Consider the following 26,854-nt stretch of genomic DNA (forward strand, 5'->3'; position numbering starts at 1 on the left):
CGTCGTGCCCACCGCCGGCATTGCACCGGCGGGTCCTACTCATCAGCCAAGCGTCACGTCGACCGACGCTTGTTCACCATCGCGCACCACGGTCACGGACACGCTGTCGTCCGCCTGCGCGATCATGCGGCGCAGCTGCTCGACGCCGCGAATCACCTTGCCGTCGACGGCAACGATGATGTCGCCCGCCTGAATGCCTGCCTCGGCGGCCGGACCGGTGGCCTGCTGTACCACCACGCCGCCCGGCAGCTGCGCTTGCTGGAGTTCGTCGCGGGACAGCGGACGCACGGCGACGCCCAGACGCGGACGGTTTTGCTGCTGCGGTTGGGGCGGCTGCTCTTCGCGTGGCTCGGCCGACGCCAAGTCCGACGCTTGCTGCGTACCCACCGTCACCGACAGCTTGTTTTCGCTGCCGTTGCGCCACACGCTGATCGTCGCTTTGCTGCCCGGCGACAGTTGCGCAACCTGACCGACCAACTCCCTGGTGTTATCGATATGCTTGCCGTTCACGCCGACGATCACGTCGCCCTGGCGCAGACCGGCTGCGTGCGCGGGACCAGTCGGATCGACCGAGCCGACCAGTGCGCCGCCCGTCGAGTCTAGGCCGAGCGCCTTCGCCTTGTCGGCGCTGAGCGGCTGCACGGCCACGCCGATGCGGCCGCGAGTCACGTGACCGGTGCTTACGAGCTGGTCCTTCACGTGCATCGCCGCATCGATCGGAATCGCGAACGACAGGCCCTGGAAGCCGCCGGTGCGCGAGTAGATCATCGAGTTGATGCCGATCACTTCGCCGTTCAGATTGAACAGCGGACCGCCCGAGTTGCCCGGATTGACCGGCACGTCGGTCTGGATGAACGGGATCGGGCTATCGTCGGACATCGAACGCGATTTCGCGCTGATGATCCCCGAAGTCACCGTGCTGTCGAAGCCGTAGGGCGAGCCAATCGCCACGACCCATTCGCCGACCTTGCTGCTGTCCGGGTTGCCAATCTTCACGGTCGGCAGATTGTTCGCGTCGATTTTGACGACGGCGACGTCGGTGGTCTTGTCCTTGCCGATCACGCGGGCGCGGAATTCACGGCCGTCGGTGAGCTTCACGCTCACGCTGGTCGCGCCGTCGACGACGTGATTGTTGGTCAGGATGTACCCGTCCTGGCTGATGATGAAGCCCGAGCCGAGCGCTTCGCCGCCGCTCTTGCGTTGACCGTTCTCGTCGATCGATGCGGCTGCTTTCACGCCGATATGCACGACCGCCGGACCATAGCGCGTCACGATGCTGGAGAAGTCGGGCGCCGACGAGCGCGAGCCGACGATATCGGACACCGCGTGCAGCGACGACGTCGAGCCCTGCGTGCTGCTCACGGATGCATCGGCACTGCGATGGCTGAGTGCATACGCGCCGCCGAACGCGAGTACTACGCAAATCGCAGCGCTACCGCTCCAGTATTTTTTCGTGGTCATAGTCAAGGGAATATTGCCGAAAATTTCAAGTTGGATGCGTAATGTAGTGGCCTCCTCTTAAACAAGGCTTAAAGATGGTGCTCGATCAAAACAGGCGAAGAAGCCTTGATTTATGGGCTGTTCGTGCGTCGTGCGCGCTTGCGGCCACCGTTGCGCGTGCAGCTGTCGCGCGATGTGAGGATGAATTCACGAATGGCTTATCGTGCCCGACCCGTGATTTCCCCAGGATTGACCTCGCCGAAACCGGTTCCGATAATAACCATATCGTGGACTTGATATCCACAATGTGGACATAAAGTTCTTTCAGCACACTTCGCGAGGAATTTCCGCATGCCAGAGGCAAACCGATCCGATTTGACGCCGTACCAGCTGCCGTTCCCCAAAGAAGCGCAAAAGGAAATCGTCGTGCCCTTCGCGATTCCGACCGACGAACGCGTGTGGGTCCCGCAGGCCGAAAACGTGTCGTTTCGCCCGCTGTGCCTGAACGCGTCGCAGGGATACTGGATGAATCTGCTGCGCGTGCGCCGCTCCGGGGTGTTGAGCCGGCATCGTCATCCGCAGGCCGTGCACGGCATGGTGCTCAAGGGCCACTGGCGCTATCTCGAACATGACTGGGTCGCGACCGAAGGCAGCTATGTGTACGAGCCGCCGGGAGAAACGCATACCTTGTATGTCCCCGAGGACGTCGAGGAAATGATCACGTACTTCCAGGTCAACGGCGTGATGTTCTATTGCGATCCGTACGGCAATTACACCGGCTACGAAGACGTGTTCACGAAGATCGACATGTGCCGCAAGCACTACACGGCGGTCGGCCTCGGCGAAGACTACGTCGACCAGTTCATCCGGTAACGAGCCGCGCCCAACGACTCTGCAATACCACGAGGCGCCGCAACACCATCCCCCACAGCAGGACACATTGCGCAGGAGACAAGCATGCTTCAGAAGTCGCAGCGTCTGAAACGTATCCAGGTGGTCGCCGTCGTCTTCCTGACGGTTGCGGGCATCGTCAATTATCTCGACCGCAGCACGTTGTCGATCGCGAACCATCTGGTCAGCGAGGAGTTGCATCTGTCCGCTTCGCAGATGGGATTGCTGCTGTCCGCGTTCTCGTTGTCGTATGCGTTCGCGCAGTTGCCGGTCGGCGCACTGCTCGACCGTTTCGGCTCGCGCGTGATGCTCGGCCTCGGCATGCTCGTGTGGTCGATCGCCCAGGTGGCGGGCGGCTTCATCCAGACGCTCAATCACTTCCTGACCGCGCGCGTCGTACTCGGCATCGCCGAGGCGCCGCTGTTTCCGGCCGGCGCGAAAGTCGTCAGCGAATGGTTCGCGGTACGCGAGCGCGGCACGCCGATCGGCACCTTCATCTCGTCATCCACCATCGCGCCGATGATCGCACCGCCGCTGCTCACGGTGCTGATGCTGGCCTTCGGATGGCGAACGATGTTCGTCATCATGGGCGTGGTCGGCATCATCGTCGCGCTCGCCTGGTACGTCGTCTATCGCAATCGCGGCGAAATCGCGCTGACCGAAGCAGAAACCGCGCATCTGAACGAAGGTTCGACCGCCCAGGAAAACCCGCAGGGCCTCAGCTGGGCCGAATGGGGCGCGCTGTTCAAGCTGCGCAACACGTGGGGGATGATCTTCGGCTTCATGGGCGTGATCTACATGGTGTGGCTCTATCTGACCTGGCTGCCCGGCTATCTGGAGCGCGAGCGTCATCTGAGCATCGCGCACACCGGCTGGCTCGTCGCGATTCCCTATGTATTCGGCACGATCGGCATGGCGAGCAGCGGCGTGATCGCCGACTATCTGCTGAAGCGCGGCATGGCGCCGATCCGCAGCCGCAAGTGGCCGCTGTGCGTCGGTCTCGTCGGCGCGGCCGCGTTCACGGTGCCGGCCGCCTACACGCCGAGCACGACGCTCGCGATCGTCTACGTGTCGCTCGCGATGCTGTTCGTGAACCTGTCGAGCGGCAGCGCATGGGCGCTCGTCAGCGTCGCCGCGCCGCGCCATCTGGTGGCGTCGCTCGGCAGCATGCAGAACTTCGGCGGCTATCTGGGCGGCTCGTTCGCGCCGGTGATCACCGGCATCGTCGTCGATCAGACGCATTCGTTCGTCAACGCGCTGCTGATCAGCGCGGCGGTTGCGTTCGCGGCGGCGCTCGTCTATCTGTTCGTCGTCAAGGAAGTGGCGCCCGCACCGCTCGCCAGCTCGATCGAGACCCAACCCACCTGACGCGGCATCTCACATGACATTCCAGAATCAGCTACTCGAAGGCAAGACCGCGCTCGTAACCGGCGGCTTGTCCGGCATCGGCGCGGCCATCGCCAACGCGCTCGCGCAATTGGGGGCGCACACGGTGGCAGCCGGTTTGCCGCTGCCCGAAGGCGCACCCGAGACGCTCGATCGCGAGATTCCGCGCGTTGCACTGGATGTGCGCTCGGGCGACGCCGTAAGCGCAGCGGTGAACGCATTCGAGCGTCTCGACATCGTGGTCAACTGTGCGGGCGTGATCAGCCGCGTCGAAGAACATCGGCTCGACGTGTTCGAACGCGTGATGGATATCAATCTGAACGGCACGATGCGGGTGTGCGCGGCCGCGCGCGACTTGTTGAAGGCGTCGGCGGGCTGCATCGTGAATACGGCGTCGATGCTGAGTTTTTTCGGCGGCGGTCTCGTGCCCGCCTATAGCGCGAGCAAGGGCGCAGTTGCGCAGCTAACGAAGTCGCTCGCGATCGCGTACGCGGCCGACGGGATTCGCGTCAATGCGGTTGCGCCGGGCTGGATCGCAACGCCGCTCACGCAGGCGTTGCAGGATGACGATCGCCGCTCGCAGGCGATCCTCGAGCGTACGCCGCTGCGTCGCTGGGGCACGCCGCAAGAAGTCGCGCAGGTCGCGGTGTTTCTCTGCACGCCGGCGGCGTCGTTCATGACGGGAGCGATCGTGCCGGTCGACGGCGGGTATCTCGTCGCGTGATCGGATCGTTGCGTGAAGCGGCGCCACCTTCGTTTGACGCCATCGATAAAGGCATAATTGCGTACCCCTGCCCTGCCTCTATGTGATGCCCGGTTCCGCTTCCAAACCCTCTTCGCGCGCTGGCGCCGCCGGCCATGATGCCGTCCGGCACGCCGAAAACAAGGCCGACTCCAAGGCCGTCGCCGGCGCCGCCGCGTTCTCGAAGTTCATCGCGGTGCTGCAACTGATCGCCGATGCGCCAACTCCGCCCAACGTCGCGAAACTGAGCGCGGCGAGCGGCTATCCTCGCCCGACCGTGCATCGCATCGTCGCCGCATTGCAGGCCGAAGGGCTGATCATCGCGAGCGGCAGCGGCAATGCCTACGGCCTCGGACCGCGCCTGATCAATCTCGCGAGCCATAGCTGGGAGCGCTCGGACCTGCGGCTCGCGGCCGTCGATGCGTTGACGGCGTTACGCGACCTCACGTCGGAGACGATTCACCTCGCGGTGCCGAGCCAGGGCGAGATGGTCTACATCGAAAAGCTCGAAAGCCCGCATGCGGTGCGCATGGCCTCGCGCATCGGCACGCGCGTGTCGCTGACGTCGAGCTCGGTCGGCAAGGCGTATCTGGCGACACTCACCGTGGCCGAGCGCGAGGCGCTGCTGAAGAACGCGCCACTCGCGCGTTTCACCGAGCACACGCTGACCGACCTGGACGACGTGCGCCGCGAGATCGATGCGACTGCGCAACGCGGCTACGCGGAGGATCGCGAGGAGAACGAAGATTCGATCTGCTGCTACGGCGCCGCGATTCGCGGCCCGGACGGCCGCGCGGCCGGCTGCGTGAGCATCAGCATGCCGACCTTCCGCCGTCGCGACGATGTGCAAGCTACTTACATCGAGCCGCTGCTTGCGGCATGCCGCACGATCGCGGCGCGGCTGGGCCCGGCGAGCGGCAGATAGCGGACGATAGTGCGGCCGCGGCCGTCGATAAACTGCTATTCTTGCTGTCGCGCCGCGTGCAAGCGGCAGACCCCGACAAGCTCCCGGCGGCGCTCACGCGCCCGCCTTCGCAAAGACAGGAATACGCATGTTCGGTTTTCTGCGCGGCTACTTTTCCAACGACCTCGCGATCGACCTCGGCACGTCGAACACGCTGATCTACATGCGCGGCAAGGGCATCGTTCTCGACGAGCCGTCGGTCGTATCGATCCGCCAGGAAGGCGGGCCGAACGGCAAGAAGATCATCCTCGCCGTGGGCCGCGAAGCGAAGCAGATGCTCGGCAAGGTCCCGGGCAACATCGAAGCGATCCGGCCGATGAAAGACGGCGTGATCGCCGATTTCAACATCACCCAGCAGATGATCAAGCGCTTCATCCAGATGGCGCATGAGTCGCGACTTTTTGCACCGTCTCCGAGAATCATCATCTGCGTGCCCTGCGGTTCGACCCAGGTCGAGCGTCGCGCGATCAAGGAGGCCGCGCATAGCGCGGGCGCCTCGCAGGTCTATCTGATCGAGGAACCGATGGCCGCCGCGACGGGCGCCGGCCTGCCGGTGTCGGATGCGACCGGCTCGATGGTCGTCGATATCGGCGGCGGCACCACCGAGGTCGGTGTGATCTCGCTCGGCGGCATCGTGTACAAGGGTTCGGTGCGCGTCGGCGGCGACAAGTTCGACGACGCCATCGTCAACTACATCCGCCGCAACTACGGCATGCTGATTGGCGAGCAGACCGCCGAAGCGATCAAGAAGGAAATCGGCTCCGCGTTTCCGGGCTCCGAGGTCATGGAGATGGAAGTCAAAGGCCGCAACATGTCCGAGGGCATTCCGCGCAGCTTCACGGTGTCGAGCAACGAAATTCTCGAAGCGCTGACCGATCCGCTGAACCAGATCGTGTCGTCGGTGAAGATCGCATTGGAACAGACGCCGCCGGAACTCGGCGCGGACATCGCCGAGCGCGGCATCACGCTCGCGGGCGGCGGCGCCCTGCTGCGCGATCTCGACCGTCTGCTCGCCGAGGAAACCGGCCTGCCGGTGTTCGTCGCCGAGGCGCCGCTGACCTGCGTCGTACGCGGTTCGGGCATGGCGCTGGAGAGGATCGAGAAGTTCGGCAGCTCGTTTTCCTATGATTGACGCGCGCGCCAGCCACTGAACGATGACGACCCTGCCCGCCTACGAGCCGCCCGTCGATGAAACCGAGTTGCTGTTGAAATGGATTCGCCGCGCGCGCGAATCGCAGATGAGCCATTACGACATGGCGGATCTGCTGTCGGCGCGGGAGCGCCGCATGGGCTGGCTCGTGACCGCGCTGACCGCGTTCGTCGGCACGGCGGTGTTCGCGTCGTTGAGCGTGCCGCCGGTGTCGTTCGAAATGCGGATATTCGTTGGTCTCGTCAGCGTGACGGCGGCGATTTCGGCCGCGCTGCAAACGTTCCTGCGCTATGCGGAGCGTGCCGAGAAACATCGCGCCGCCGGTGCGCGCTACGGCGCGGTGCGCCGGCGGCTCGAAGCGGTGTTTGCCGGCGACGCCGATGCGCGCGAAGCGCACTACCTCACCGCGATCCGTACCGAACTCGACCGTCTCGCCGAAGACTCGCCGAACGTGCCGCCGCGGATCTTCTATCGCACGCAGCGTACGTTGCTGGCGGATAGGCCGCGTCGACGCGACGCATAAAACGTACGGCGTCTTCGTTTCCGTTTCCGCCTTCGCTGCGGATCACAAATCGTCGGCGCTGATACCCAGCTCGGCCGCCATGCGCCGCACGACGGCCTGCAGACGGCTGACTTCATCGGCGAGACGCTTCTGCTCGGCCTTCAGCGCCTCGAATGCGGACAGCGGCACGCTGTCGTCCTCGGCGACCGCCGACTGCGCGGCTTCGCTGATGCTGACCTCGCCGCACAACAGATGCATCCAGCGATTCTCGCGCTCGCCCGCCATGCGCGGCAGCCGGACGACGCGAGGCGGATCGTTCGCGGCCAGCTCGTCGAGAAACGCCTCGACCGACGAGATATCGGCGAAACCATGCAGACGCGCGCTGTTCAGGCGCAATTCGGCGGCCGTTTGTGGGCCGCGCAGCAGCAGCGTGGTCAACAGCGCGATCGACTGTCCCGGCAGTCCGAGTACGCGGTTCATGTTGTGCTCGAAGCGCGGCACCCGGCTGCTGCTGCCCTCGAACACGAGGCTCAGGCGTTTCAAGCCGTCGACGGCGGTCAGCACCTCGGCATCGGTCGCGTTCATCACCGGCGCGCGGCCGGTCTTCTGATTGCAGCCGAGCGTCAGCGCGTTCAGCGATAGCGGATAACTGTCGGGTACTGTGTTCTGTTTTTCGACGAGCACACCGAGAACACGTCCTTCGAGCGCGGTCAGCGCGCGCAGCGAGGGTCGGGAAGGAGCGTCGGGGGTCGAATTCATGGGGATGCGTGGTCTCGTGGAAGATGCGCGCGCCGTTCGCGGCGGGACGGCGCGTTCTATCAGGTGGCCACTATGATAAACGCGGCGCGGCCCGCGCGGTGGGGGAATCTGCGCTGGCCGCGCCGTCGCGCGTCAGGCGGTCTTCGAATACTTGAAGGTGCCCTGTGCGCTCGCGATCAGCAGCTTGCCGTCCACCCACGCTTCCGCGCGCGAAAAGAAAATCGAGCGGCCCGCGCGTTCGAGAAAGCCCTTCGCGGTGACCGTCGCGCCGAGCCCCTTGTCCAGATAGTTGGTGGTCAGCGACAGCGTGAAGCCATGCCGCGCCGGTTGTCCCGGCTGCGCATACAGGCCCGCGTAGCCCGCGGCGGCATCGAGCAGCGTTGCGATCGCGCCGCCTTGCAGCACGCCCTGACGATTGAGCTTGCTCGCGTCGATCGGCATCAGCAGCTCAGCGTAGCCGTCGCGCCATTGCGTCAGCCGCACGCCGAGCGATTCGAGAAACGGGTTGTCGATGGGAAAGTCGGACATGATTCGGGCCCTGGCGGGTCGTAACGAGCCGTGAGCATACCCGCGATCACGCGGCGGCAGCGGCCAGGCGCGCACGCGGGCAAATCCCGCCGCATCTGCTAGTGTGAAGGGATGGACATTCTGTTTCGTGGAGACTCCATGCGCTCCGCTAGCTCGAAATCTGGCGAGTCTGCCCGCCTGACCGACGCGCAGATCGCCACCGAGGCGGCGCGCCGTCTCGCGTGGGACTCGGCGGTGCCGCCGCGCGCCGTGCGCGTGAAGGTCGCGCGCGGGCGCATCACGCTGTCGGGCGAGCTTCAGAGCGAAGCTCAGCGCACCGCGATGCTCGAAGACGTGACGCGGTTGTTCGGCGTCACCGGCATCGCGGACCGGACCGTTATCAAGTCGGCATAACGCGGCTCAAGGGGTCAGCTCTCGCCGGCTTGCAGCAGTTCCCGGCAATGCCGCGCGATCTGCTTCTCCTCCTCGGTATGCAGCACCCTCACCTTGCCCACCGGATCGCCCTCGACGAGCCCAAGAAACGCAAGCCCGTCGCATACACGCCGCCGAACCTCGGCGCTGTGCTCGCCGATCCCGCCGGTAAACACGAGTAGATCGATGCCGCCGAGCAGTGCCGCGTATCCGCCGATCGTCTTGCGCACTCCGGTTGCAAACGCATCGAGCGCGAGCGACGCGTGCGCATCGCCGTTCGCCGCGCTTTTTTGCAGCGCTTGCATGTCGCTTTCGCCGTCCGCGTACCCGGCCAGACCGCTCTGGCGATTGAGCAGCGTGTCCAGCGCATCGGCGTCGAGTCGTTCCGCGCGCATCAGATACAGCAGCACGCCCGGATCGAGGTCACCGCTGCGCGTGCCCATCGGGATGCCGCCGGTCGGCGTCAGGCCCATCGTCGTGTCGACCGAGCGGCCGTCGAGCAGCGCGCACAGGCTCGCTCCATTGCCGAGATGCGCGAACACCGCGCGCGACGGCAATGCCGCGCCGAGTTGCTTGACCAGCGATTCGTACGACAGCCCGTGAAAGCCGTAGCGGATCACGCCAGCGTCCGCATAACGGCGCGGCAGCGGGAGTTGCGCGGCGCGCGGCGGCAGCGTCGCGTGAAACGCCGTGTCGAAGCACGCGTAATGCGTAGCGTCGCGGAAAATCTGCGTGGCTTCGTTGATCAACTCGAGTGCCGGCGGGATATGCAGTGGCGCGAAGTGCAGCGCGTCGAGCAACTGACGGCGCACGTCGTCGGTGATGCGCTGGTGCGTGCGCAGACGCGGGCCGCCATGCACGACGCGATGCCCGACCGCCGAGGGCCGCGCATGATGCTGTTGCACGAGCAGCTGCGAAAGCTGTTGCAGCGCCTCGGTCTGCGAGTCGAGCTTTTGGTCCTGCTGCAACAGCACGCGACCATCGGCCGCCTTGATCCGCAGTCGGCCGTCGGTGCGGCCGATGCCCTCGGCCGCGCCTTCGAGCAGCAGCGTTTCGTCGTCGGCCGAGGGTGCGAAAAGCCCGAACTTCAGCGACGACGACCCACTGTTCAGCACCAGAATCGTCCGTTCCTGATCGTGGTCGTGCATGGTGTCCCCCTCAGCCTTTCCACGTCCAGTTACGGATTTCCTCCTTGTCGATCCCTTCTTCGTGCGCATACGCGAGATGCTCGATGATCTGCCCGCGCAGCCACTCCTTCGTATGATCGCCGACGCCCCGCAGCGTCGGCACGCGATCGATCGCATCGATCGCCAGCGTGAAGCGGTCGACGCCGTTGATGATCGCGAGTTCGAGCGGGGTATTGATGTTGCCCCTCTCGTTGTAGCCATGCACGTGCATGTTGCCGTGGTTCTTGCGGTTGTACGTGAGCTTGTGCACGAGCGCCGCATACGCGTGGAAGTTGAAGATCACCGGTTTGTCGGTCGTAAACAGCGAATCGAAATCGCGGTCGGACAGTCCATGCGGATGCGCATGCTCGGGCATCAGGCGGAACAGATCGACCACGTTGACGAAGCGGATCTTCAGCGTCGGGCAGTGCTCCTTCAGGATCTGCACCGCGGCGAGCGCTTCCATCGTCGCGATGTCGCCCGCGCACGCCATCACGACGTCGGGCTCGGCGCCCTGATCGGTCGACGCCCAGTCCCAGATGCCGATACCTTTGGTGCAGTGAATGACGGCCGCGTCCATGTCGAGATAATCCAGATGCGGCTGCTTGTCGGACACGATCACGTTGACGTAGTCGCGCGAGCGCAGGCAGTGGTCGCCAACGCTCAGCAGACAGTTCGCATCGGGCGGCAGGTAAATGCGCACCACATCCGGGCTCTTGTTCGTGACCACGTCGAGAAAACCGGGGTCCTGGTGCGTGAAACCGTTGTGATCCTGGCGCCACACGATCGACGTGATCAGCAGATTGAGCGACGGCACCGGCTGCCGCCAGCCGAGCTCGCGCTTGGATTTTTCGAGCCATTTCGCGTGCTGGTTGAACATCGAGTCGATCACGTGCACGAACGCTTCGTAGGTCGCGAAGAGCCCATGACGGCCGGTCAGGTTATAGCCTTCCAGCCAGCCTTCGAGCGTGTGCTCGCTGAGCATCTCCATCACGCGGCCGTCGGCCGACAGGTGGCCTCCGTCGGCGTCGCTCGGTTCGAGGGGATCGAGCCAGGTCTTGCCCGACACTTCATAAACCGCATGCAGCTTATTGCTCGACGTTTCATCGGGACCGAACAGCCGGAAGTTCGACATGTTCTTGCGCATCACGTCGCGCAGGAAGGTGCCGAGCACCGCGGTCGGCGACGTATACCCCGCCGCCGGTTTCTTCACGGCCACCGCGTAATCGCGGAACGACGGCATGTCGAGCATCTTGCACAGCAGCCCGCCGTTCGCGTGCGGATTCGCGCTGATGCGGCGCGCGCCTTCGGGCGCGAGCGCGCGCAGTTCTTCGACGAGCCGGCCGTTCGCATCGAACAGCGTTTCGGGACCGTAGCTGCGCAGCCAATCCTCGACGATCTTCAGACTCTTGCGATTGGTCACCGCATCGGCCACCGGCACCTGATGCGAGCGCCAGGACCCTTCCACTTTGTGACCGTCCACTTCTTTCGGCCCGGTCCAGCCCTTCGGCGAGCGCAGCACGATCATCGGCCAGCGCGGCCGCGTGGTGTCGTTGTTCTGCCGCGCGTTCTGCTGGATCGCGCGAATCTCGCTGATGCATTGTTCGAGCGTCGCCGCCATCTGCTGATGCATCGTGTCGGGATCGTCGCCTTCGACGAAATATGGCTTGTGCCCGTAACCGACCATCAACGCCTCGAGCTCTTCATGCGGAATGCGCGCGAGCAGCGTCGGATTGGCGATCTTGTAGCCGTTCAGATGCAGCACGGGCAGCACCGCGCCGTCGCGGATCGGGTTCAGGAATTTGTTCGAATGCCACGAGGTGGCGAGCGGCCCGGTCTCCGCTTCGCCGTCGCCGATCATCACGGTGACGATCAGCTCAGGATTGTCGAACGCGGCGCCGTAGCCGTGCGACAGGCAGTAGCCGAGCTCGCCGCCTTCGTGAATCGAGCCCGGCGTCTCCGGCGTGCAATGCGAACCGATGCCGCCCGGGAACGAGAATTGCCGGAAAAAGCGCCGCATGCCGTCTTCGTCCTCGCTGCGGTCCGGATAGACCTCCGAGTAGGTGCCTTCCAGATAGCAGTGCGCGAGACTCGCCGGCGCGCCGTGACCGGGGCCGGACAGAAAGATCATGTCGAGATCGTGTTTGCGAATCAGCCGGTTCAGATGCACGAGCACGAAGCTCTGACCGGCGTCGGAACCCCAGTGGCCGAGCAGCCGGTTCTTGATGTGCTCGGGCTTCAGCGGTTCGCGCAACAGCGGGTTGTCGCGCAGATAGATCATGCCGACCGACAGATAATTGCATGCGCGCCAGTAGCGATCGAGGTTGCGCAGCGTATCGGGGTCCAGAACTTGCGGTGGGGTGGGATGCGAGGTTGCTTCGGCCATGGCGTCACTCCTCGAAAAGAATTGTCAGGCTGGTTGGCGAATGATGCGGTGCACGCGAAACGAAGCCGTAGGGCACGGGTCGAATGTACTAAGCTGCTCAAACCGGGGCGAATGTTTCTAGCCCTCGCAGTATCTCGCGCTGAATGTGGCATTCGTACTGCAATTGCCTTGCGCTGTCTGCTTTCTTTTCGTGATCCTCTGTCTCAGGTCAATGGCCGCCATGTCGACATCTCCCAGTGCGCTCAAAGTGCTTAAGGTTCTGGTCCTTACGCTCGTGTTGACGTTCGTGGCGGTCGGAATACCGATAGGCGTATTCGGGCTGCTGGTCAAGCTGTTCAGCCACGCCTAGCACAGCGGCGCCGCTGGCAGCATGTGGACGCGAGCGCCGCGGAATATGTATGCTCTCTGAAAGACCGGGCGCGACATTTGCATCGCGCCGCTCATTCAACGCAAGGAGAGAGCCTTGGCCAATCACAGCGACCACACCAACAACCCGTCCGCTTCGCAACCTGATCCTGATTTGCAGGCGCTCGCCCGCGAAGTCTTCGACCTCGCGCGACGCGGCGATGCGACGATGCTCGCCGCCGTCATCGAAAAAGGCGTGCCGCCGAATCTTCGCAACGAACGCGGCGACAGCCTGCTGATGCTGGCGAGCTACCACGGCCACGTCGACGCGGTGCGCACGCTGCTCGAACAGGGCGCCGATGCGAACCTGCGCAACGACGCGGGACAGACGCCGATCGCGGGCGCCGCGTTCAAGGGCTTCGATAAAGTGATCGAAACCTTGCTCACGCATGGCGCCGACGTCGAAGGCGCATCGCCCGATGGCCGCACCGCGCTGATGATCGCCGCGATGTTCAACCGCACCGCAATCGTCGATCTGCTGCTCGCGCACGGCGCGGACCCGCATGCGCGCGACGCGAACGGCGTCAGCGCCGCCGATGCCGCCGCCCGGATGGGCGCCGCCGATACCCAGGCGCGCCTGAAAGCGCTCGGCGCTTAATCCCGCGACTTCACCCGCGGCTTTATCCATGAGGCGGCGCCCGCACGTCGCACGCGGCGCCGCCTAACTGCCCTTCGCGCTGCGCAACAGCGTCTCCGCGTCGATCTCCGCCAACTCGCCGATTCGCCCGACGCTCACGTCCGCGGGCGGATTGTTCGCGATCTCCTTCGCATCGAATGCATAGTGTCCCTGGCGCGGAAACACGGTCGTCAGCTCCGTGCCCCAAGCCTTCTTCATCGCGCTCAGAATCCGCAGCTTGTCGTCGACCATCACGTAATGGCGCGCCGGATAGCAATCCATCACCTGATCGAGCATCAACTCCTTGTGGATGTAAATCAGCACGCGCCCTTCGACTTCGTCCCACAGGCCCGAGCGCGAAATCTTGCGCGGCTGGAACACCACGTCGCCATCCGACAGGATCACCGTCGGCCCGTACTTGCCGACATGACGCAGCGCGTCGAGCGCACCCGGATAGAGCCGGTTCGCAAACGGATACTCGATCAGGAACGACGACATCAGCAGCAGGCGCGTGTCGCGTGGATGCTCGGTCCGGTAGCGCTGCAGCGCGCCAAGGTAGTCGGCGTAGCCGAGTTCGGTGCGCAGGTTCTCGAAGATTTCCCAATAGCGGGCACTGTTCTCTTCGCCGAACTGCCCCATCATGTGCGCGCGCAGATCCTGCAGCACGTGATCGTTGTCGAGCAGCGTGTTATCGCAATCGAACAGAAACACGACATCGTGCGGCGTGGCGGAGGTGACTGGCATCGCGGTTCCTCGTGGCAGGTTCGTGGATCGCCTCGGCTACTTCAGCCCGCCGTCCGGCGCGACGGGTTTTTCCGCGTGGCCGCCGAAATCGTGCCGCATCGCCGACAGCACGCGGTTCGCGAAATCGGCTTCTCCGCGCGAACTGAAGCGGGCGAACAGCGCCGCGCTGAGCACCGGCGTCGGCACGCCTTCGTCGATCGCCGCCGCGACGGTCCAGCGCCCCTCGCCGGAATCCGATACGCGGCCCGCGTAGCCTTTCAGCTCGGTGTCGCTGGCGAGCGAGCCGGCGATCAGGTCGAGCAGCCACGAGCCGATCACGCTGCCGCGCCGCCAGACCTCCGTGATATCCGCGAGATTCAGATCGTACTGATACAGCTCGGGGCGGCGCAGCGGCGACGTTTCGGCATCGGCTTCGCGCGCGTGGCGGCCGGCGTCGGCGTGGCGCAGCACGTTCAGACCCTCGGCGTAGGCGGCCATCAGCCCGTACTCGATGCCGTTATGAACCATCTTGACGAAATGCCCCGCGCCTTGCGGGCCGCAATGCAGAAAGCCCTGCTCGGCGGTGCTCGCGCCCGCCGCTCGGCCCGGCGTCGCGCTTGCGGTGCCCACGCCGGGCGCCAGCGCCGAGAAGATCGGTTCGAGCCGTTTGACGACCTCGGCCTCGCCGCCGATCATCAGGCAGTAGCCCCGCTCGCGCCCCGCGACGCCGCCGCTCGTGCCGACGTCCACATAGTGAAGCTGGCGCGCGCCGAGCTGCTGGCCGCGGCGGATGTCGTCGTGATAGTAGGAGTTACCGCCGTCGATCACGATGTCGCCGGGTTCGAGCAGCGGCGCCAGCTTGTCGAGTGTCGCGTCGACCACCGCGGCGGGCACCATCAGCCACACGGCGCGCGGCCTGGCGAGCTTCGCGACGAGGTCTTCGAGCGAGCTCGCGCCGGCCACGCCTTCCTGCTTCAGCCTGTCGACCGCCGCCGGCTGCACGTCGTACACGATGCATTGCTGAGCGCCGCTGGTCAGGCGCCGCACCATGTCGGCGCCCATCCGTCCCAATCCAATCATGCCTAGCTGCATAGCTCGCTCCGAAAGATGCTGCGTTGCGCTGTCCGATTTTCTGGTCGTCGTGTCGTCGTGTTGCGGCGGCGTGGCTGCCCTTAAGCATAGGCGCTATGTCGCGAGCTACGCCGAATGTATCGAAGGAAGCCGCACTTTTTTGCAGCGGGGCGGCGCGGCTCGAAGTTTCACGCGGCTGGAGACGCGCCGCATCCGCGCGAAAGCGAACGCGGCGGCGTCGGGCGTCATTCGCTGCGCTCGGGCACGCGCGTGCCGCGGCGCGCGGCCAGCTTCGCGTATTGCTCAGCCGCGAAGCGCTTGACCGCGCGCCACATCACCGGATAGCGATAGCCGGGCACCGCGAACAGCACGAGCGCGCACAGCCCCAGCAATCCGCAAAACAGGAACGTGCCGCGATAGCTGAACGCCTGCACGAGCAGCCCGGACAGCACCCCCGACAGGATCGAGCCGACCCGCGCCGCATTGAAGAACAGCGCGGTCGCGCGCCCGGGCGAATGCGGCATCAGATCCTGCACGTAGGTCATGCCGAGGCATGAGGTCACGGCGACCACGAACGCGTTCAGCATCTGCATCGGGATCAGCACGCTGACGCTGCCGGCCAGCGACATCGCGACGAAGTAGACCGCGTGCACGGCCGCGCACGCGGCAAGCCAGTTCGGCTTGTGCAGCGACGACGACTTCGCGCCGAGCGCGAGCATCATCGGGATCTCGGTCAGCGCGCCGAGACCGAGCATCACCGACACGTCGAGATGCGTGCCGTTCAGCCCGTGCACGATGTAGAGCGGCAGCACGATCATCGTCGCGTTCGCGGCGAGGCCGAGCAAGGTCAGCGCGGTCACCGAGCGCAGGATGTCGTTCGCCGACGCGGCCGGCAGCGTTTCGTGCGCATCCTCGCCGGGCTGCCTCAGCGGCGGCACTGTGATCGACGCGGACGGCTCGGAAGCGGTGTCTTCGACCGTGTGATCGCCGAGATGGCTCTGCGGCTCCTGCATGCGCCAGACGATGAAGCCGCAGGTCGCGAAGCTCGCGGCCGCGAACAGGAACAGCCCGGTGAAACTGGTCGCGGCGAGCACCAGCGCGCCGACCGACGGCCCGAACACCCATGCGGCCGACAGGATCGTGCGCAGCGTCGCGCTGGCGAACACGCGCTCGGCGGGGTCCGGCACCGGCAGCGCCGCGCGGCTGAACGAGAACACCATCGAAATCGCCGAGCCGCCCGCGCCGATGAACACGATACCGACAACCAGCAGCAGCCGGTAATCGCGCACCACGCACAGACACAGGTAGCCGAGCGCGGCCAGGATCAGCGCCGCCAGCAACAACGGTCGATGGCGCCCGCTCCTGTCGCTCCAGCGCCCGGCGGCCGTGCTCGCGAGCACGCCGCTGGCGGCGATCAGCGTCATGAATACGCCGAGCCGGAACGGCGTCATGCCGGCGCGTTCGATGCCGAACAGAGACAGATACGGTGCGGTGAAGGACATCGCCACACCGAGCATCAGGGTGGCGGCAGCGAGCGGCTTGAAGCCAGGAATGCGAAGCAGGTCGAAAAAACGCGCAGTTTTCAACACGGGGACGGAGGGTCAGGTGGAGCGGGCCGCGTTGCGCTTCAATGCGCTCGACGGCACGTTAGGCGTCGCGGGCTCGGGGCCAAAACGACCGGGGCATTATCGACCCGGAGCGCGGCTCGCGTAAACCCGCTCACAGGCCGTCCCAAACGAGGAAGGCGCACGCGTGCATCGGACTGCTCGCGTCGTGCCGTGGCGATGCGTGCCGTTAGCGGCAAGCTGCCGGCACGCTCGCCGCTACTTGCCCTCAGTTGCGCGCATTTGCTGCGCCTGCGCCTTGTAGTCGTAGGTCGGATAGAACTCGGTGTGATAGCCGCCCCACGCGGTCGATTCGATCGCGCGGTTCACTTCGCGCAGCCGGCTCGCGGGCACGCGCAGCGTCACCACCTGTCCGATGCCCATCATCACGTACCACGACACGACTTCGATGCCGGGCGGTGGGAAGGTCTTGAAGAAGCCCTGCTCGCGCAGTTGATCGTTGATCTTCGGCAGCGGCTTCGATTCGTCGTGGCGCAGGAAGATCGTCAGCAGGAAGGTGTCGTCGGCGGGAGCGGACGTTGGTGTGGCTGGGGTGGCCGCGATCGTGGCGGGGGGCGCCGCGTCGGCGGCGTGGGCGAGCGGCGCGATCGCCAGGAACCCCAAGGACACGGTGAGACCAGCGACTGTCGATGCAATGAGCATGAAACGCCTCCATCACGGATTGAACTCAGCTTCGATCACACGCCAGCGTGCAGCAATCCCCACTCCAGCGAACGCATCACACGACGACGTAGCCGCGCTGTTCGAGCGTCCACCGATGCCATCGGTTGCCATACGCGCCACACACGACCGCGAACACGATTGACAGCACGAAGCCGATCAGATCGGCCGTCTCGCCCCACACACCGATGCCGAGCAGGATCACGTTGATGCCGAGCATCACGAACGCGGCGAACCACATTCTCTTCGACAGCGCCCAGATGAAGCCGAGCAGGCACGCGCCCCAACTGAAGCCGGTCGCGACCGCGATAGCGTCCTTGTGCTGCGGATGTTGCAGATAGATTCGTGCGTTCATGTTTTGCGAGGTTTCGTGCGATGGCGCGGCGCGTCGATCGGTCGAGCACGCGCGCACCGCTTTTTAACATGCCGCGGCGACATCACGCGCATCGGCTGCATACGGCCGCTGCGCTGACGATCCGCGGCATAGCTGCTACGCTTGGCAGATCACGATCACGAGCGGAGCACGCATGACCTCCCCGACACCCTATTCCCCGAAAGCCCCTTCCCGCGCCGAGCTCGACTCGCTGCCCGGCGCCACCGTCGTCGAATTCGGCACCGACTGGTGCGGCTATTGCCAGGGCGCGCAGGCCTCGATCCGGCAGGCGCTCGCGCCGCACGCGGGCCTGCGGCATCTGAAGATCGAGGACGGTCCCGGCCGCCCGCTCGGGCGCTCGTTCAAGGTCAAGCTGTGGCCGACGCTCGTGCTGATGCGCGACGGCGCCGAGGTCGCGCGCGTGGTGCGGCCACGCAGCGCCGAGGACATCGAGGACGCGTTCGCGTCGCTCTGAGATTCGAGCTCCATCATGCGCCAGGTCATCCATCATCTGAGTGTCCAGGCCCGTGGCCGCGGCCTGGTCGAATTTACCGACGACGCGCGCCGCTTCGTCGACGATACCGACATTCGTACAGGATTGCTGACGGTGTTTTGCCGGCATACGTCGGCGTCGCTGCTGATTCAGGAGAACGCCGATCCATCGGTGCGGCGCGATCTGCAGCGCTATTTCGAGAGCCTCGCGCCCGAAGACGACACGCGCTACGAGCACGACACCGAAGGTCCCGACGATATGCCCGCGCATCTGCGCACGGCGCTCACGCAGGTGCAGTTGTCCGTGCCCGTCGAGCATGGAAGGATGGTGCTCGGCACATGGCAGGGGCTCTATCTGTTCGAACATCGGCGTCACCCACAGCCGCGCGATATCGTGCTGCATCTGCTCGGCGAATAAGAGTCCGCTTTCGCACCCACTCGTCACGCAAAGGAAACTGTCACCGGCATTTCTCCGCACACCGCATCGTACGGAGCCTACCCAAGGGAGCACACCTCATGGACACCCGTAGCGAGCTGCAAGCCACCGTCAAGGCGATGGTTCAACCGGGCAAGGGTCTTCTCGCCGCCGACGAAAGCGGCCCGACGATCGCCAAACGCTTCAAGACGATCGGCCTCGAATCGACCGAAGAAAACCGTCGCGCGTATCGCAACCTGCTGCTGACGACACCCGGCCTCGGCGAGTTCGTGAGCGGCGTGATCCTCTACCAGGAAACGCTTGGCCAGAAAGCCGACGACGGCACGCCGTTCCCGCAAGTGGCCGCGGCGAACGGCATCGTGCCGGGCATCAAGGTCGACCTCGGCAAGGTGCCGCTCGCGCTCGCTCCCGGCGACGAGATCACCGAAGGCCTCGACGGTCTCGCCAAACGCTTCGTCGATTACAAGCGGCAAGGCGCGCGCTTCGCGAAGTGGCGCGCGGTCTACAACATCACCGACAGCCTGCCGAGCCGCCTCGCGATCGAGGCGAACGCCGATTCGCTCGCACGCTACGCGGCGATCAGCCAGGAAGCCGGCATCGTGCCGATCGTCGAACCCGAGGTGCTGATGGACGGCGATCACACGATCGAGCGTTGCGCGGAAGTGACCGAGGCCGTGTTGCACGAGGTGTTTCATGCGCTGCATCGGCATCGCGTGGTGCTCGAACATATCGTGCTGAAGCCGAGCATGGTGCTGGCCGGCTCCGAGCATCAGCAGCAGTCGAGCACAGCGCATATCGCGGCGGCGACCGTGCGCGTGCTGATGCGCACGGTGCCCTCTTCGGTGCCGGGTCTCGTGTTCCTGTCGGGCGGACAGTCGCCCGAGGAGGCCACCGCCAATCTCGGCGCGATGAACCGGCTCGGCGCGCTGCCGTGGAATCTGAGCTTTTCGTATGGGCGAGCGTTGCAGGAACCGCCGCTGAATGCGTGGCGTGGCCAGCCGGGCAACGTGAAAGAGGCGCAGCAGGCGCTGCTCAAGCGCGCGCGTCTGAATGGCGCGGCCGCGCTCGGCAAGTACGACGCTTCGATGGAAAAGGATTGACGCTGGCGGGCGAAGCGCAAATCGCCCGTCATCACGCTTTTGTACAAAAAGGCCGGAGCCGACACGCCGGATGAGACCCGGCGCGCGGCTCCAGCCGCCTTTGTGCCTCGATACGCCGCGCTTACTGCCCCTTCGTATCGCTGCTCGCGTCCGCCCCCGGCATATTCGTCGAGTCGGTCATGGGCTTCTTCGACTTCGAATGCTTCTTCATGTGATGTTGGGTCGCAGGCGTGGTCGTCGCCGCCGGGCCTGCGTCGCCGCCCTCGCGTGTCGAGGTCGCGGCGTTGGTGTTCGGGTCGTTGCCGGCCGGCCCCCCGCCGGCACCGGCGCCACCGCCGGCGCCTTGGGCCATCGCGAGCGACGAAGCCGCGAGCAAGGTGGAAACGAGCACTGCGTGTCTGATCTTCATGGCGATTCTCCTGGGTGTCGAGAGTGTCGAAAGGAAGTGGGCGCGCGGCAACCGCACGCGCAAACCTCGCACTTTTTTCAGCAAGGGCTGTGCCGCAGCACAGCACGACAGGAAAAGCCCATGGACCCGATGCGCGAACGGTGTGCCGCGGCTTCAGGTGCCGCACGCCACCAGCGCATGCAATTCGTCGATGTTGAACGGCTTCGCGAGTATCGCGATGCCGAGCCGGCGCGCGCGGTCGAGCTCGTCGGCGTAACCGGTCATCAGCGCGATCTTCTGCGACGGCCACGCGCTGCGGATCTTTTCCGCCAGATCGATGCCGTTCAGCTTGCCCGGCATCTGGACGTCCGACAGTACGAGCTCGAAGCGCGAGCCGGCGCTCAGCACGTCGAACGCCTGGTCGGCGGTCGGCTCGTGATGCACCTCGCAGCCGAAGGTTTCGAGCACCGCGGTCACGCCGGCCGCGACGTCCTCGTTGTCCTCGACGAGCAGCACGGCCCCGGCCGCTGTCGGCAGCGGCTGGCGCGCATCGACGCCGGCCGTTGCGGCGCGCTCACGATAGCGCGGCAGAAACATCCGCACCGTCGTGCCGCTGCCCAGCACGCTGTCGATCTTCGCGGTGCCGCCGGCCTGCTCGGACATCGACAGCACCTGGGCGAGCCCGAGACCGGTGCCCGAGCCGCGCAGCTTGGTCGTGAAGAGCGGCTCGAACGCGCGTCGCGCCACCGATTCGGGCATCCCTTCGCCGTCGTCGGAACAGGCGATCAGCACGTATTCGCCGTCCGGCAGGTGCGTGTCGCTGCTGACCAGCCGATTGTTCTGGCAGCGGATCACGAAGCGCCCGCCGCGCGGCATCGCATCACGCGCGTTCATCGCGATGTTCACGATCGCGAATTCGAGGTCGGTCGGATCGACGAGCACCTGCCACAGGCTCTCCGGTATACGCAGCGCCAGCTCGATCGTGTCGCCGAGTGCAGCGTTGATCAGCGGCACGGCGGCCGGCAGCCAGCGTGCAAGCTCGACGGGTTCCTGCTTGAGCGGCTGCTTGCGCGCGACGCTGAGCAGTCGCCGCGTCAGCGCTTCGGCCGTGGCGGTGGCCCGCTCGACCGCATGCACCTCCTTCTCGAGATCGTTGTAATGCTTGAGCCGCGCGAGTTCGGTGTTGGCCGACACCACCATCAGCAGGTTGTTGAAATCGTGCGCGACACTGGCCACCAGATTGCCGAGCGCGCCCATGCGCTGCAGCTGCCGGCTCGACGCCTCGGCCGACAGACGCATCGCGACCTCGCCCTGCCAGCGCTCCCACGCGCGCCGCTCCGCTTCGAGCTGGCGCAGCGAATACAGCACGAGCATCCAGATCGCGATACAGGGCACCGCCGTCAGCGCCGCGATCAACAGAAAGTGCGTGCGCCACGCCGCCACGATCGACGACGTCGCGTAAGCGCTCATCACATACAACGGATAGTCGCCGACGCGGCGAAACGCGAGCAGCCGCTCGACGCCGTCGACGCTTGAATTCAGACGCACGTGGCCGAACAGCTGTTTGTCGCGCAACGCGGACATGAACGCGCTGTGCATGGACAGCCGCGCGCCGGCCGGCCATGGCGGATAGCGCACCAGCAGATTGCCGTCCTGCCGGTACAGCGCGAGCGCGAGCGACGGATCGCCATTGGTCAGCTCGTGATAGAAGCGCGAAAAATATTCGTTGCGCAGCGCTACCGTGACCGCGCCGAGAAAGCGACCGTCCGCGCCCGAGCGGCCGATCGCGGTCGTGAATACGTCGACCTTCGACAGCGTGCCGAACATCGGCAGCGAGAAATACGGCTGCGGACGCATCGCCTTCGCGGCGAGAAAGTCGTCGCGCTGGCCGATCGCCACCGCCGGGGCCGGATACGCGAGGCTCGACACGAGCAGCTCGCCGTTCACGCCGAGCAGCGAGATCGCTGCCACCTGCGGGAAGTCGCCGCCGATGCCCTGCAAACGCTCGTGCAATTCGCGCTCGCGTGCACGAATCTGCGCATCGTCGGAATCGCCGAGCAGCTCGACCACGCGCGAGGCCATCTGCCGGTTCAGATCCAGCACCTTGACGGCCTGCTCCTGCGCCACGCGCGCGAGGCGGTCGATCATATCGTTCGCATCGGAGATGCGGCGCTGGTAGTCGAAGTAGCCGTAGCCCACGAGGCAGGCCAACGGAAACAAAATCGACACGGCCAGCATGATCAGCAACATGCGCCGTGTCGCCACGAAGTTGCGTGACGGCATCGGCACATCGACTGCGACACGTTCTGCACGCTGCACGGTCACCTGCTCCATCAAAGTTGCATACGGTCAGGGAAGGCTGTGCCTGCGAATTCGCACGCTGCTGTTCGCGCGCTAATTCCCCTGCCTCGAAATTTACCGCAACTCGGCCTATCTTCCCAAGCGGGTTCGCTGCATCACTTCGCTCACGCGTGCGGGCACACGGATTGCTGCCTGATCTGCTTGATCGCAAGCCCACTTCCGTTCCCTGCTCGCGACGCGCTTGCGTGCGCTTCGCGAGCCCTTCCTTGCGCGAGGCCTCACGATGTCCACGACTGCCCGCCGCGTTGCGCGGCTATCGGAATTGCCGGCGGACCGCGCGGTGCGCGTCACCGTGGACGACACGCCGATTCTGCTCGTGCGCGACGGCGACACCGTGCGCGCGTACTCACCGGATTGCCCGCATGCCGGGGGCCCGCTCGAAGAGGGCGCGCTGTGCCACGGCCGCATCATCTGTCCGTGGCACAAGGGTACGTTCGATGTCGCGACCGGCAATGTGCTGGAGCCGCCCCCGCTGCTGCCGCTCGATCGCTACCCGGTCACGCTCGACGGCGACGACGTGCTGGTGTCGGCGGAAAAAATCGCCGTGCCGGCACAGGCCGGGCACACGCCGCCGCTCGATGCCACCGCGCAACGCGAACACTATGTGGTGATCGGCGCGGGCGCGGCCGGCGCCGCCGCCTGTGCCGCGTTACGCGAGTTCGGGTTCGAGGGCCGCATCACGCTGATCGGCGACGAAGCGCATGCGCCCTACGACCGCACCTCGCTGAGCAAATTCGTTCCCTCGTTCGAAATGCCGCCCGCCGACGTGCCACCGCTGCTGCCGCCCGACTGGCTGCACACGCACGGCATCGAGCGGATCGTCGCGAAGGTCGCGCGGCTCGACGTGCCCGCACGCACGATCCATTTCGAAACCGGCGCGGGTAATAGCGAGCAGAGCATCGAGCCGCTCAAATACGACACCGCGCTGCTCGCCACCGGCAGCGTGCCGAAAGTGCCCGACATTCCCGGCTGCGAACTCGGCGGCGTGCACGTGCTGCGGCACCTCGACGATGCCGCCGCGTTGATCGACGCGCTCGGCGACGATGCATCGCAAACCCGTGTCGCGATTCTCGGCAGCAGTTTCATCGGCCTCGAAGTCGCATCCGCGTTGCGCAAGCACGGCGTGCCCGTCACCGTGATTTCGCGTGACAAGGTCCCATTTGCGAAGCAGTTCGGCGAGCGCGCGGGCCAGATGTTTCGCGCGCTGCACGAAAGCAACGGCGTGAAGTTCTATCTCGACGCGAAGGTCGCGTCGCTCGAGGGCGAGGAAGGCAACGTGCATACGGTGATGCTCGACGGCGGCGAGGCCATTGCCGCCGATGTCGTGCTGCTGGGCACGGGGGTTGCGCCGGCTACAGGGTTCGTCGAAGGACTGCCGTTGCAGAAGGACGGCGGCGTGGTCGTCAATGCCGGCATGAGCGCCGCGTGCGGTCTGTATGCGGCCGGCGATATCGCCGTGTTCTCGCTGCACGAGAACCAGGAGCCGCTGCGCATCGAACATTGGCGCGTCGCACAGCAGCATGCGCGGATCGCCGCGCAGAACATGTGCGGCGTGCGTACTCGCTATGCCGACGTGCCGTTCTTCTGGACCTATCACTACGGCAAGAACTTCGAATACCTGGGGCACGCGAGCCAGTGGGATGAGATCGTCGTCGATGGCGACTTCGATCATCACCAGTTCATCGCGCTGTACGTGCGCGACGACAACGTCGACGCGGTCTTCGCCTGCGAGCGCGAAGCGCTGACCGCGCGGCTTTCGGACGCGATGCGCGGCGGCCTGTCGCGCGCCGACGCGCTCGCGATCATCGGCGCAACGGCCGGCAGCGCGCCGCAAGCGGCGGCGTCGTGAGCCATCGCCTTGCCGTTCAACCTTGCAGAAAGGAGCCACCATGACGACACATAAGGAACAGCATCCGCACCCGGAAAAGAGCGAACAGCAGATCGACGAGCAGGTCGAGGACAGCTTCCCGGCTAGCGACCCGCCTTCGACGGGCGGCACCACGAAGATCGAGCCGGAGCAGGACAAAGCAAAGGCCGGGCACGACAAGCCTGCCGGTCAATAGTCGCGAGGCAGCGCGGTACGCGCTGCCCGTGCGGCTGGCCGAGCGATGCTGATGCGGCGACGCCGCCAGGCAGTGGCGGATAACCGGCCGCGATGCGGCGAGGCCGCAAAACAGCAAGGCCGCAAGGCTTCAGCCATGCTCGAACTGCGGCTCCGCAATCACCGTGCGCGTCGCATCGAGGTGACGGCATGCGGCTAGCATCTGCTGCAACGACGTCACCGCGCAATCCGCTTCCAGCGACTCTTGCTGTTCCGCGCTCCACTGCTGCGTCTCTTCAGGTGCCCAAAGGCCGACCACGATCGACACGTTCGGCAAGCGCGCGCGAATGCGCCGGATCAGATTGCGCAGATGCGACGGAATGCCGTCGATCTGCAGATACAGAAGGCAGACGATGCCGACGTCGTCCGCCTCGAGGCTGTCGATCGACGCGCGCGACACCGCCTCGTGCGGCAGCGAGCGTGCCGCGAAGCCGTGCTTGCCGAGCAGCTGCAGCAGGATGACCGTCGCGAGTGCATCGAGCGGACCACGGCCCGGCAGGCACAACACGCGGCTCGTCGGCGCATGCCACGCGAATACGGGCGCGGCGACGGACGGTTCGCTGCTCGGCCCCTGCTGCGGGCCGTGAGTCTGCTCTGGCGTGACCGTCCTGGTGCTCACGCCACTGTTCGTGGCGTCGACCGGTCGTCGCATCGCTCGCGCGGGCTGCGTTTCGTCGGTGGGCGCCAGCGGCCCCAGCGCGCTCCAGCTCTGCTGCGTCGGCAGCGGTGCGGGCTCACGATCCTCGTAGCCGTCGAGGCCGTCGACGAGGTCGTTGGTCGTCGATTCGATGCGCGCGAGCTGTGCGCTCGTCACGCTGCCGCTCGTTACGTCTCTGGCGGCGAGCCGCAAGCCCTTGATCGCGACTTCGTCGTAATAGGCCGACAACGAGCGATCACGCAGCAGCACTTCGGCCTGCTCGATCGCTTCATCCGGATCGCCGGCGAGCGCGCGTTGATAGAAGTTTTCGACCGGCGTCAGCGGGGGCTGATCGCCGAGCAGCACGTCGAGAAACTCGAGACGCCGCACATGGCGGCCGAGCACCAGCAGACACAGCGTCAACGGAGTCGACAGGATCAGGCCGATCGGCCCCCAGATCCAGCTCCAGAAGATCGCCGCGACCACCACCGAAAACGGCGACAGGCCCGTGCTGCGCCCATACAGCAGCGGCTCGACCACCTGCCCCACCGCCAGTTCCGCGACCACGAACAGCACCAGCGACCAGATCGCCATCTCCCAGCCGGGACTGACCGCGGCCGCGAGCGCGGTGGGCAGTATCGCCGCGATCCAGATGCCGACGTAGGGCACGAGCCGCAGCAGCGCCGCGAGAATGCCCCACAGGATCGGGCTCGGCACGCCGATCAGCAAGAGCCCCGCGCCGATCACGACACCGACGCCGGTGTTCACGCCGAGCTGCGACACGAAGTAGCGGCTCAGACGCCGCGCGGTCTCGTCCATCACCGTGGTCGTGCGATGCAGGTCGCGCGAGCCGAACAGCCGGATCGCGCGATCGCGCAGGTCGTCGCGTTGCAGCAGGATCACGATCGTGACGACGAAAACGATGAACGCGGTTTCCAACGGACTGATGGCCGGCGACAGTACGCGCCGCGCGAGCTCGAACGGCGTCGGCACCGGTTCGCGCACTTCCACCGGCACCGCCGTCGATGCCTGCGGGCTCGTGGCGGCCGCCGCGCCGTTCGGCGCTCTCAACTGCGGCGGCTCGATCGTCGCGCGCTGCAACGCCTGGCCTGCCTCGCTAGCGAAACGGTTCAGCTTGCCGATCGTCAGACTGTGCACGGTATCGAGCTTGTGCTGGATAGTCGCCTGATAGCGTGGCATGCCGGCCGCGAGATCGGTCAACTGTGTGGCGATCACCGCGCACAACAGCGCGATGACCGACACCGAGATCAGCACCGCCGCGCACACCGACGCGACATGACCGAGTTTGAGCCGGCACAGTGCATCGGCGAGCGGCGCGACGAGAAAACTCAGCAGGATCGCGAGCGTGATCGGAATCATCACCGCGCTCGCGAAGTACAGGCATGCAACCGCGATCACCGCCACGACGAACGTGACGAGGCCCTCGATACCGAATGCGGCGGACGCCGCCTGAATGCGCGCGGCGGGGCTAGTGGCGCGCGGCTCGGGTGTGTCGTTCATCTCGTGGAGGAAGATCGGGC

General features: G+C 65.6%; 26 protein-coding genes. 13 read left to right on the forward strand and 13 right to left on the reverse strand.

Annotated features, from left to right (window positions below; genetic code table 11):
* Positions 1 to 42: 42 nt before the first annotated feature.
* On the reverse strand, positions 43 to 1,461 hold the full coding sequence (locus BC1002_RS19400) for a trypsin-like peptidase domain-containing protein (RefSeq protein ID WP_013091683.1): 1,419 nt from the start codon (positions 1,459 to 1,461) through the stop codon (positions 43 to 45).
* A gap of 330 nt (positions 1,462 to 1,791) precedes the next feature.
* On the opposite strand from BC1002_RS19400, the gene BC1002_RS19405 reads away from it, so the two are divergent.
* The 6 genes from BC1002_RS19405 (at position 1,792) to BC1002_RS19430 (ending at position 7,096) form a co-directional block, all read left to right on the forward strand.
* Positions 1,792 to 2,313 (forward strand): 2,4'-dihydroxyacetophenone dioxygenase family protein, encoded by a 522-nt coding sequence (locus BC1002_RS19405; protein ID WP_013091684.1) that lies wholly within the window; start codon positions 1,792 to 1,794, stop codon positions 2,311 to 2,313.
* Positions 2,314 to 2,397: 84 nt separating this feature from the next.
* Complete coding sequence (locus tag BC1002_RS19410; protein WP_013091685.1) at positions 2,398 to 3,699, forward strand: MFS transporter; 1,302 nt, start codon at positions 2,398 to 2,400, stop codon at positions 3,697 to 3,699.
* Positions 3,700 to 3,712: 13 nt separating this feature from the next.
* Positions 3,713 to 4,441 carry an SDR family NAD(P)-dependent oxidoreductase gene (locus BC1002_RS19415; RefSeq protein WP_013091686.1) on the forward strand — a complete coding sequence of 243 codons (729 nt, stop codon included), beginning with the start codon at positions 3,713 to 3,715 and terminating at the stop codon, positions 4,439 to 4,441.
* Between the two features lie 85 nt (positions 4,442 to 4,526).
* Positions 4,527 to 5,384 carry an IclR family transcriptional regulator gene (locus tag BC1002_RS19420; protein ID WP_013091687.1) on the forward strand — a complete coding sequence of 286 codons (858 nt, stop codon included), beginning with the start codon at positions 4,527 to 4,529 and terminating at the stop codon, positions 5,382 to 5,384.
* Between the two features lie 127 nt (positions 5,385 to 5,511).
* Positions 5,512 to 6,555 (forward strand): rod shape-determining protein, encoded by a 1,044-nt coding sequence (locus BC1002_RS19425; protein ID WP_013091688.1) that lies wholly within the window; start codon positions 5,512 to 5,514, stop codon positions 6,553 to 6,555.
* A gap of 22 nt (positions 6,556 to 6,577) precedes the next feature.
* Positions 6,578 to 7,096 carry an SLATT domain-containing protein gene (locus BC1002_RS19430; protein ID WP_013091689.1) on the forward strand — a complete coding sequence of 173 codons (519 nt, stop codon included), beginning with the start codon at positions 6,578 to 6,580 and terminating at the stop codon, positions 7,094 to 7,096.
* Between the two features lie 42 nt (positions 7,097 to 7,138).
* Here the strand turns inward: BC1002_RS19430 and BC1002_RS19435 are convergent, their stop codons facing one another.
* Together BC1002_RS19435 and BC1002_RS19440 are read right to left on the reverse strand one after the other, a co-directional pair.
* On the reverse strand, positions 7,139 to 7,834 hold the full coding sequence (locus BC1002_RS19435; protein ID WP_013091690.1) for a YceH family protein: 696 nt from the start codon (positions 7,832 to 7,834) through the stop codon (positions 7,139 to 7,141).
* A 132-nt stretch (positions 7,835 to 7,966) separates the two neighbouring features.
* Positions 7,967 to 8,362, reverse strand: a complete 396-nt coding sequence (locus BC1002_RS19440) for a PaaI family thioesterase (protein ID WP_013091691.1) — start codon at positions 8,360 to 8,362, stop codon at positions 7,967 to 7,969.
* A gap of 138 nt (positions 8,363 to 8,500) precedes the next feature.
* Between BC1002_RS19440 and BC1002_RS19445 the strand changes: the two genes are divergently transcribed.
* Positions 8,501 to 8,755 (forward strand): BON domain-containing protein, encoded by a 255-nt coding sequence (locus tag BC1002_RS19445; protein ID WP_013091692.1) that lies wholly within the window; start codon positions 8,501 to 8,503, stop codon positions 8,753 to 8,755.
* Positions 8,756 to 8,769: 14 nt separating this feature from the next.
* On the opposite strand, the gene BC1002_RS19450 is transcribed toward BC1002_RS19445, so the two are convergent.
* A complete protein-coding gene (locus BC1002_RS19450; protein WP_013091693.1) occupies positions 8,770 to 9,921 on the reverse strand; it encodes an acetate/propionate family kinase in 1,152 nt (383 codons plus the stop codon).
* Positions 9,922 to 9,931: 10 nt separating this feature from the next.
* Positions 9,932 to 12,325 carry a phosphoketolase family protein gene (locus BC1002_RS19455; protein WP_013091694.1) on the reverse strand — a complete coding sequence of 798 codons (2,394 nt, stop codon included), beginning with the start codon at positions 12,323 to 12,325 and terminating at the stop codon, positions 9,932 to 9,934.
* Between the two features lie 463 nt (positions 12,326 to 12,788).
* Between BC1002_RS19455 and BC1002_RS19460 the strand changes: the two genes are divergently transcribed.
* Positions 12,789 to 13,328 carry an ankyrin repeat domain-containing protein gene (locus tag BC1002_RS19460; protein ID WP_013091696.1) on the forward strand — a complete coding sequence of 180 codons (540 nt, stop codon included), beginning with the start codon at positions 12,789 to 12,791 and terminating at the stop codon, positions 13,326 to 13,328.
* A 63-nt stretch (positions 13,329 to 13,391) separates the two neighbouring features.
* Here BC1002_RS19460 and BC1002_RS19465 read toward each other — a convergent pair whose 3' ends face one another.
* The 5 genes from BC1002_RS19465 to BC1002_RS19485 form a co-directional block, all read right to left on the reverse strand.
* Positions 13,392 to 14,090: an HAD family hydrolase gene (locus tag BC1002_RS19465; RefSeq protein WP_013091697.1), complete on the reverse strand. Its 699-nt coding sequence runs from the start codon at positions 14,088 to 14,090 to the stop codon at positions 13,392 to 13,394.
* Positions 14,091 to 14,126: 36 nt separating this feature from the next.
* A complete protein-coding gene (gene gnd, locus BC1002_RS19470; protein ID WP_013091698.1) occupies positions 14,127 to 15,161 on the reverse strand; it encodes a phosphogluconate dehydrogenase (NAD(+)-dependent, decarboxylating) in 1,035 nt (344 codons plus the stop codon).
* 224 nt (positions 15,162 to 15,385) lie between these two features.
* Positions 15,386 to 16,729: a sugar efflux transporter gene (locus tag BC1002_RS19475; RefSeq protein WP_013091699.1), complete on the reverse strand. Its 1,344-nt coding sequence runs from the start codon at positions 16,727 to 16,729 to the stop codon at positions 15,386 to 15,388.
* A gap of 234 nt (positions 16,730 to 16,963) precedes the next feature.
* Positions 16,964 to 17,407, reverse strand: coding sequence for a hypothetical protein (locus BC1002_RS19480; protein ID WP_013091700.1), 444 nt, complete (start codon positions 17,405 to 17,407; stop codon positions 16,964 to 16,966).
* Positions 17,408 to 17,483: 76 nt separating this feature from the next.
* The gene (locus tag BC1002_RS19485) at positions 17,484 to 17,780 is read right to left on the reverse strand and encodes a DUF2628 domain-containing protein (RefSeq protein ID WP_013091701.1); all 297 of its coding nucleotides are present in this window, start codon (positions 17,778 to 17,780) and stop codon (positions 17,484 to 17,486) included.
* A 172-nt stretch (positions 17,781 to 17,952) separates the two neighbouring features.
* Here BC1002_RS19485 and BC1002_RS19490 point away from each other — a divergent pair, with 172 nt between their 5' ends.
* From BC1002_RS19490 to BC1002_RS19500, 3 genes are all read left to right on the forward strand, one after another.
* Positions 17,953 to 18,273, forward strand: a complete 321-nt coding sequence (locus BC1002_RS19490) for a thioredoxin family protein (protein WP_013091702.1) — start codon at positions 17,953 to 17,955, stop codon at positions 18,271 to 18,273.
* 15 nt (positions 18,274 to 18,288) lie between these two features.
* Positions 18,289 to 18,708: a secondary thiamine-phosphate synthase enzyme YjbQ gene (locus BC1002_RS19495; RefSeq protein WP_013091703.1), complete on the forward strand. Its 420-nt coding sequence runs from the start codon at positions 18,289 to 18,291 to the stop codon at positions 18,706 to 18,708.
* A 98-nt stretch (positions 18,709 to 18,806) separates the two neighbouring features.
* Positions 18,807 to 19,826, forward strand: a complete 1,020-nt coding sequence (locus BC1002_RS19500; protein WP_013091704.1) for a class I fructose-bisphosphate aldolase — start codon at positions 18,807 to 18,809, stop codon at positions 19,824 to 19,826.
* Positions 19,827 to 19,947: 121 nt separating this feature from the next.
* Here BC1002_RS19500 and BC1002_RS19505 read toward each other — a convergent pair whose 3' ends face one another.
* Both BC1002_RS19505 and BC1002_RS19510 read right to left on the reverse strand, forming a co-directional pair.
* Positions 19,948 to 20,235, reverse strand: coding sequence for a hypothetical protein (locus BC1002_RS19505; protein WP_013091705.1), 288 nt, complete (start codon positions 20,233 to 20,235; stop codon positions 19,948 to 19,950).
* A gap of 153 nt (positions 20,236 to 20,388) precedes the next feature.
* Positions 20,389 to 22,548 (reverse strand): hybrid sensor histidine kinase/response regulator, encoded by a 2,160-nt coding sequence (locus BC1002_RS19510; RefSeq protein ID WP_041734972.1) that lies wholly within the window; start codon positions 22,546 to 22,548, stop codon positions 20,389 to 20,391.
* Between the two features lie 250 nt (positions 22,549 to 22,798).
* Between BC1002_RS19510 and BC1002_RS19515 the strand changes: the two genes are divergently transcribed.
* Positions 22,799 to 24,424, forward strand: coding sequence for an FAD-dependent oxidoreductase (locus BC1002_RS19515; protein ID WP_013091707.1), 1,626 nt, complete (start codon positions 22,799 to 22,801; stop codon positions 24,422 to 24,424).
* Between the two features lie 40 nt (positions 24,425 to 24,464).
* A complete protein-coding gene (locus tag BC1002_RS38475) occupies positions 24,465 to 24,638 on the forward strand; it encodes a hypothetical protein (protein ID WP_013091708.1) in 174 nt (57 codons plus the stop codon).
* A gap of 129 nt (positions 24,639 to 24,767) precedes the next feature.
* Here the strand turns inward: BC1002_RS38475 and BC1002_RS19520 are convergent, their stop codons facing one another.
* The gene (locus BC1002_RS19520) at positions 24,768 to 26,834 is read right to left on the reverse strand and encodes an AI-2E family transporter (protein ID WP_013091709.1); all 2,067 of its coding nucleotides are present in this window, start codon (positions 26,832 to 26,834) and stop codon (positions 24,768 to 24,770) included.
* Positions 26,835 to 26,854 lie beyond the last annotated feature (20 nt).

Origin of the sequence: Paraburkholderia atlantica (assembly GCF_000092885.1) — a bacterium.
GTDB classification, from domain to species: Bacteria; Pseudomonadota; Gammaproteobacteria; order Burkholderiales; family Burkholderiaceae; genus Paraburkholderia; species Paraburkholderia atlantica.

Coding starts and splice junctions, on each gene's coding strand:
- BC1002_RS19400 (WP_013091683.1), bottom strand. CDS start 1,461: ATGACCACGAAAAAATACTGGAGCGGTAGCGCTGCGATTTGCGTAGTA.
- BC1002_RS19405 (WP_013091684.1), top strand. CDS start 1,792: ATGCCAGAGGCAAACCGATCCGATTTGACGCCGTACCAGCTGCCGTTC.
- BC1002_RS19410 (WP_013091685.1), top strand. CDS start 2,398: ATGCTTCAGAAGTCGCAGCGTCTGAAACGTATCCAGGTGGTCGCCGTC.
- BC1002_RS19415 (WP_013091686.1), top strand. CDS start 3,713: ATGACATTCCAGAATCAGCTACTCGAAGGCAAGACCGCGCTCGTAACC.
- BC1002_RS19420 (WP_013091687.1), top strand. CDS start 4,527: ATGCCCGGTTCCGCTTCCAAACCCTCTTCGCGCGCTGGCGCCGCCGGC.
- BC1002_RS19425 (WP_013091688.1), top strand. CDS start 5,512: ATGTTCGGTTTTCTGCGCGGCTACTTTTCCAACGACCTCGCGATCGAC.
- BC1002_RS19430 (WP_013091689.1), top strand. CDS start 6,578: ATGACGACCCTGCCCGCCTACGAGCCGCCCGTCGATGAAACCGAGTTG.
- BC1002_RS19435 (WP_013091690.1), bottom strand. CDS start 7,834: ATGAATTCGACCCCCGACGCTCCTTCCCGACCCTCGCTGCGCGCGCTG.
- BC1002_RS19440 (WP_013091691.1), bottom strand. CDS start 8,362: ATGTCCGACTTTCCCATCGACAACCCGTTTCTCGAATCGCTCGGCGTG.
- BC1002_RS19445 (WP_013091692.1), top strand. CDS start 8,501: ATGCGCTCCGCTAGCTCGAAATCTGGCGAGTCTGCCCGCCTGACCGAC.
- BC1002_RS19450 (WP_013091693.1), bottom strand. CDS start 9,921: ATGCACGACCACGATCAGGAACGGACGATTCTGGTGCTGAACAGTGGG.
- BC1002_RS19455 (WP_013091694.1), bottom strand. CDS start 12,325: ATGGCCGAAGCAACCTCGCATCCCACCCCACCGCAAGTTCTGGACCCC.
- BC1002_RS19465 (WP_013091697.1), bottom strand. CDS start 14,090: ATGCCAGTCACCTCCGCCACGCCGCACGATGTCGTGTTTCTGTTCGAT.
- gnd (WP_013091698.1), bottom strand. CDS start 15,161: ATGCAGCTAGGCATGATTGGATTGGGACGGATGGGCGCCGACATGGTG.
- BC1002_RS19480 (WP_013091700.1), bottom strand. CDS start 17,407: ATGCTCATTGCATCGACAGTCGCTGGTCTCACCGTGTCCTTGGGGTTC.
- BC1002_RS19485 (WP_013091701.1), bottom strand. CDS start 17,780: ATGAACGCACGAATCTATCTGCAACATCCGCAGCACAAGGACGCTATC.
- BC1002_RS19490 (WP_013091702.1), top strand. CDS start 17,953: ATGACCTCCCCGACACCCTATTCCCCGAAAGCCCCTTCCCGCGCCGAG.
- BC1002_RS19495 (WP_013091703.1), top strand. CDS start 18,289: ATGCGCCAGGTCATCCATCATCTGAGTGTCCAGGCCCGTGGCCGCGGC.
- BC1002_RS19500 (WP_013091704.1), top strand. CDS start 18,807: ATGGACACCCGTAGCGAGCTGCAAGCCACCGTCAAGGCGATGGTTCAA.
- BC1002_RS19505 (WP_013091705.1), bottom strand. CDS start 20,235: ATGAAGATCAGACACGCAGTGCTCGTTTCCACCTTGCTCGCGGCTTCG.
- BC1002_RS19510 (WP_041734972.1), bottom strand. CDS start 22,548: ATGGAGCAGGTGACCGTGCAGCGTGCAGAACGTGTCGCAGTCGATGTG.
- BC1002_RS19515 (WP_013091707.1), top strand. CDS start 22,799: ATGTCCACGACTGCCCGCCGCGTTGCGCGGCTATCGGAATTGCCGGCG.
- BC1002_RS38475 (WP_013091708.1), top strand. CDS start 24,465: ATGACGACACATAAGGAACAGCATCCGCACCCGGAAAAGAGCGAACAG.
- BC1002_RS19520 (WP_013091709.1), bottom strand. CDS start 26,834: ATGAACGACACACCCGAGCCGCGCGCCACTAGCCCCGCCGCGCGCATT.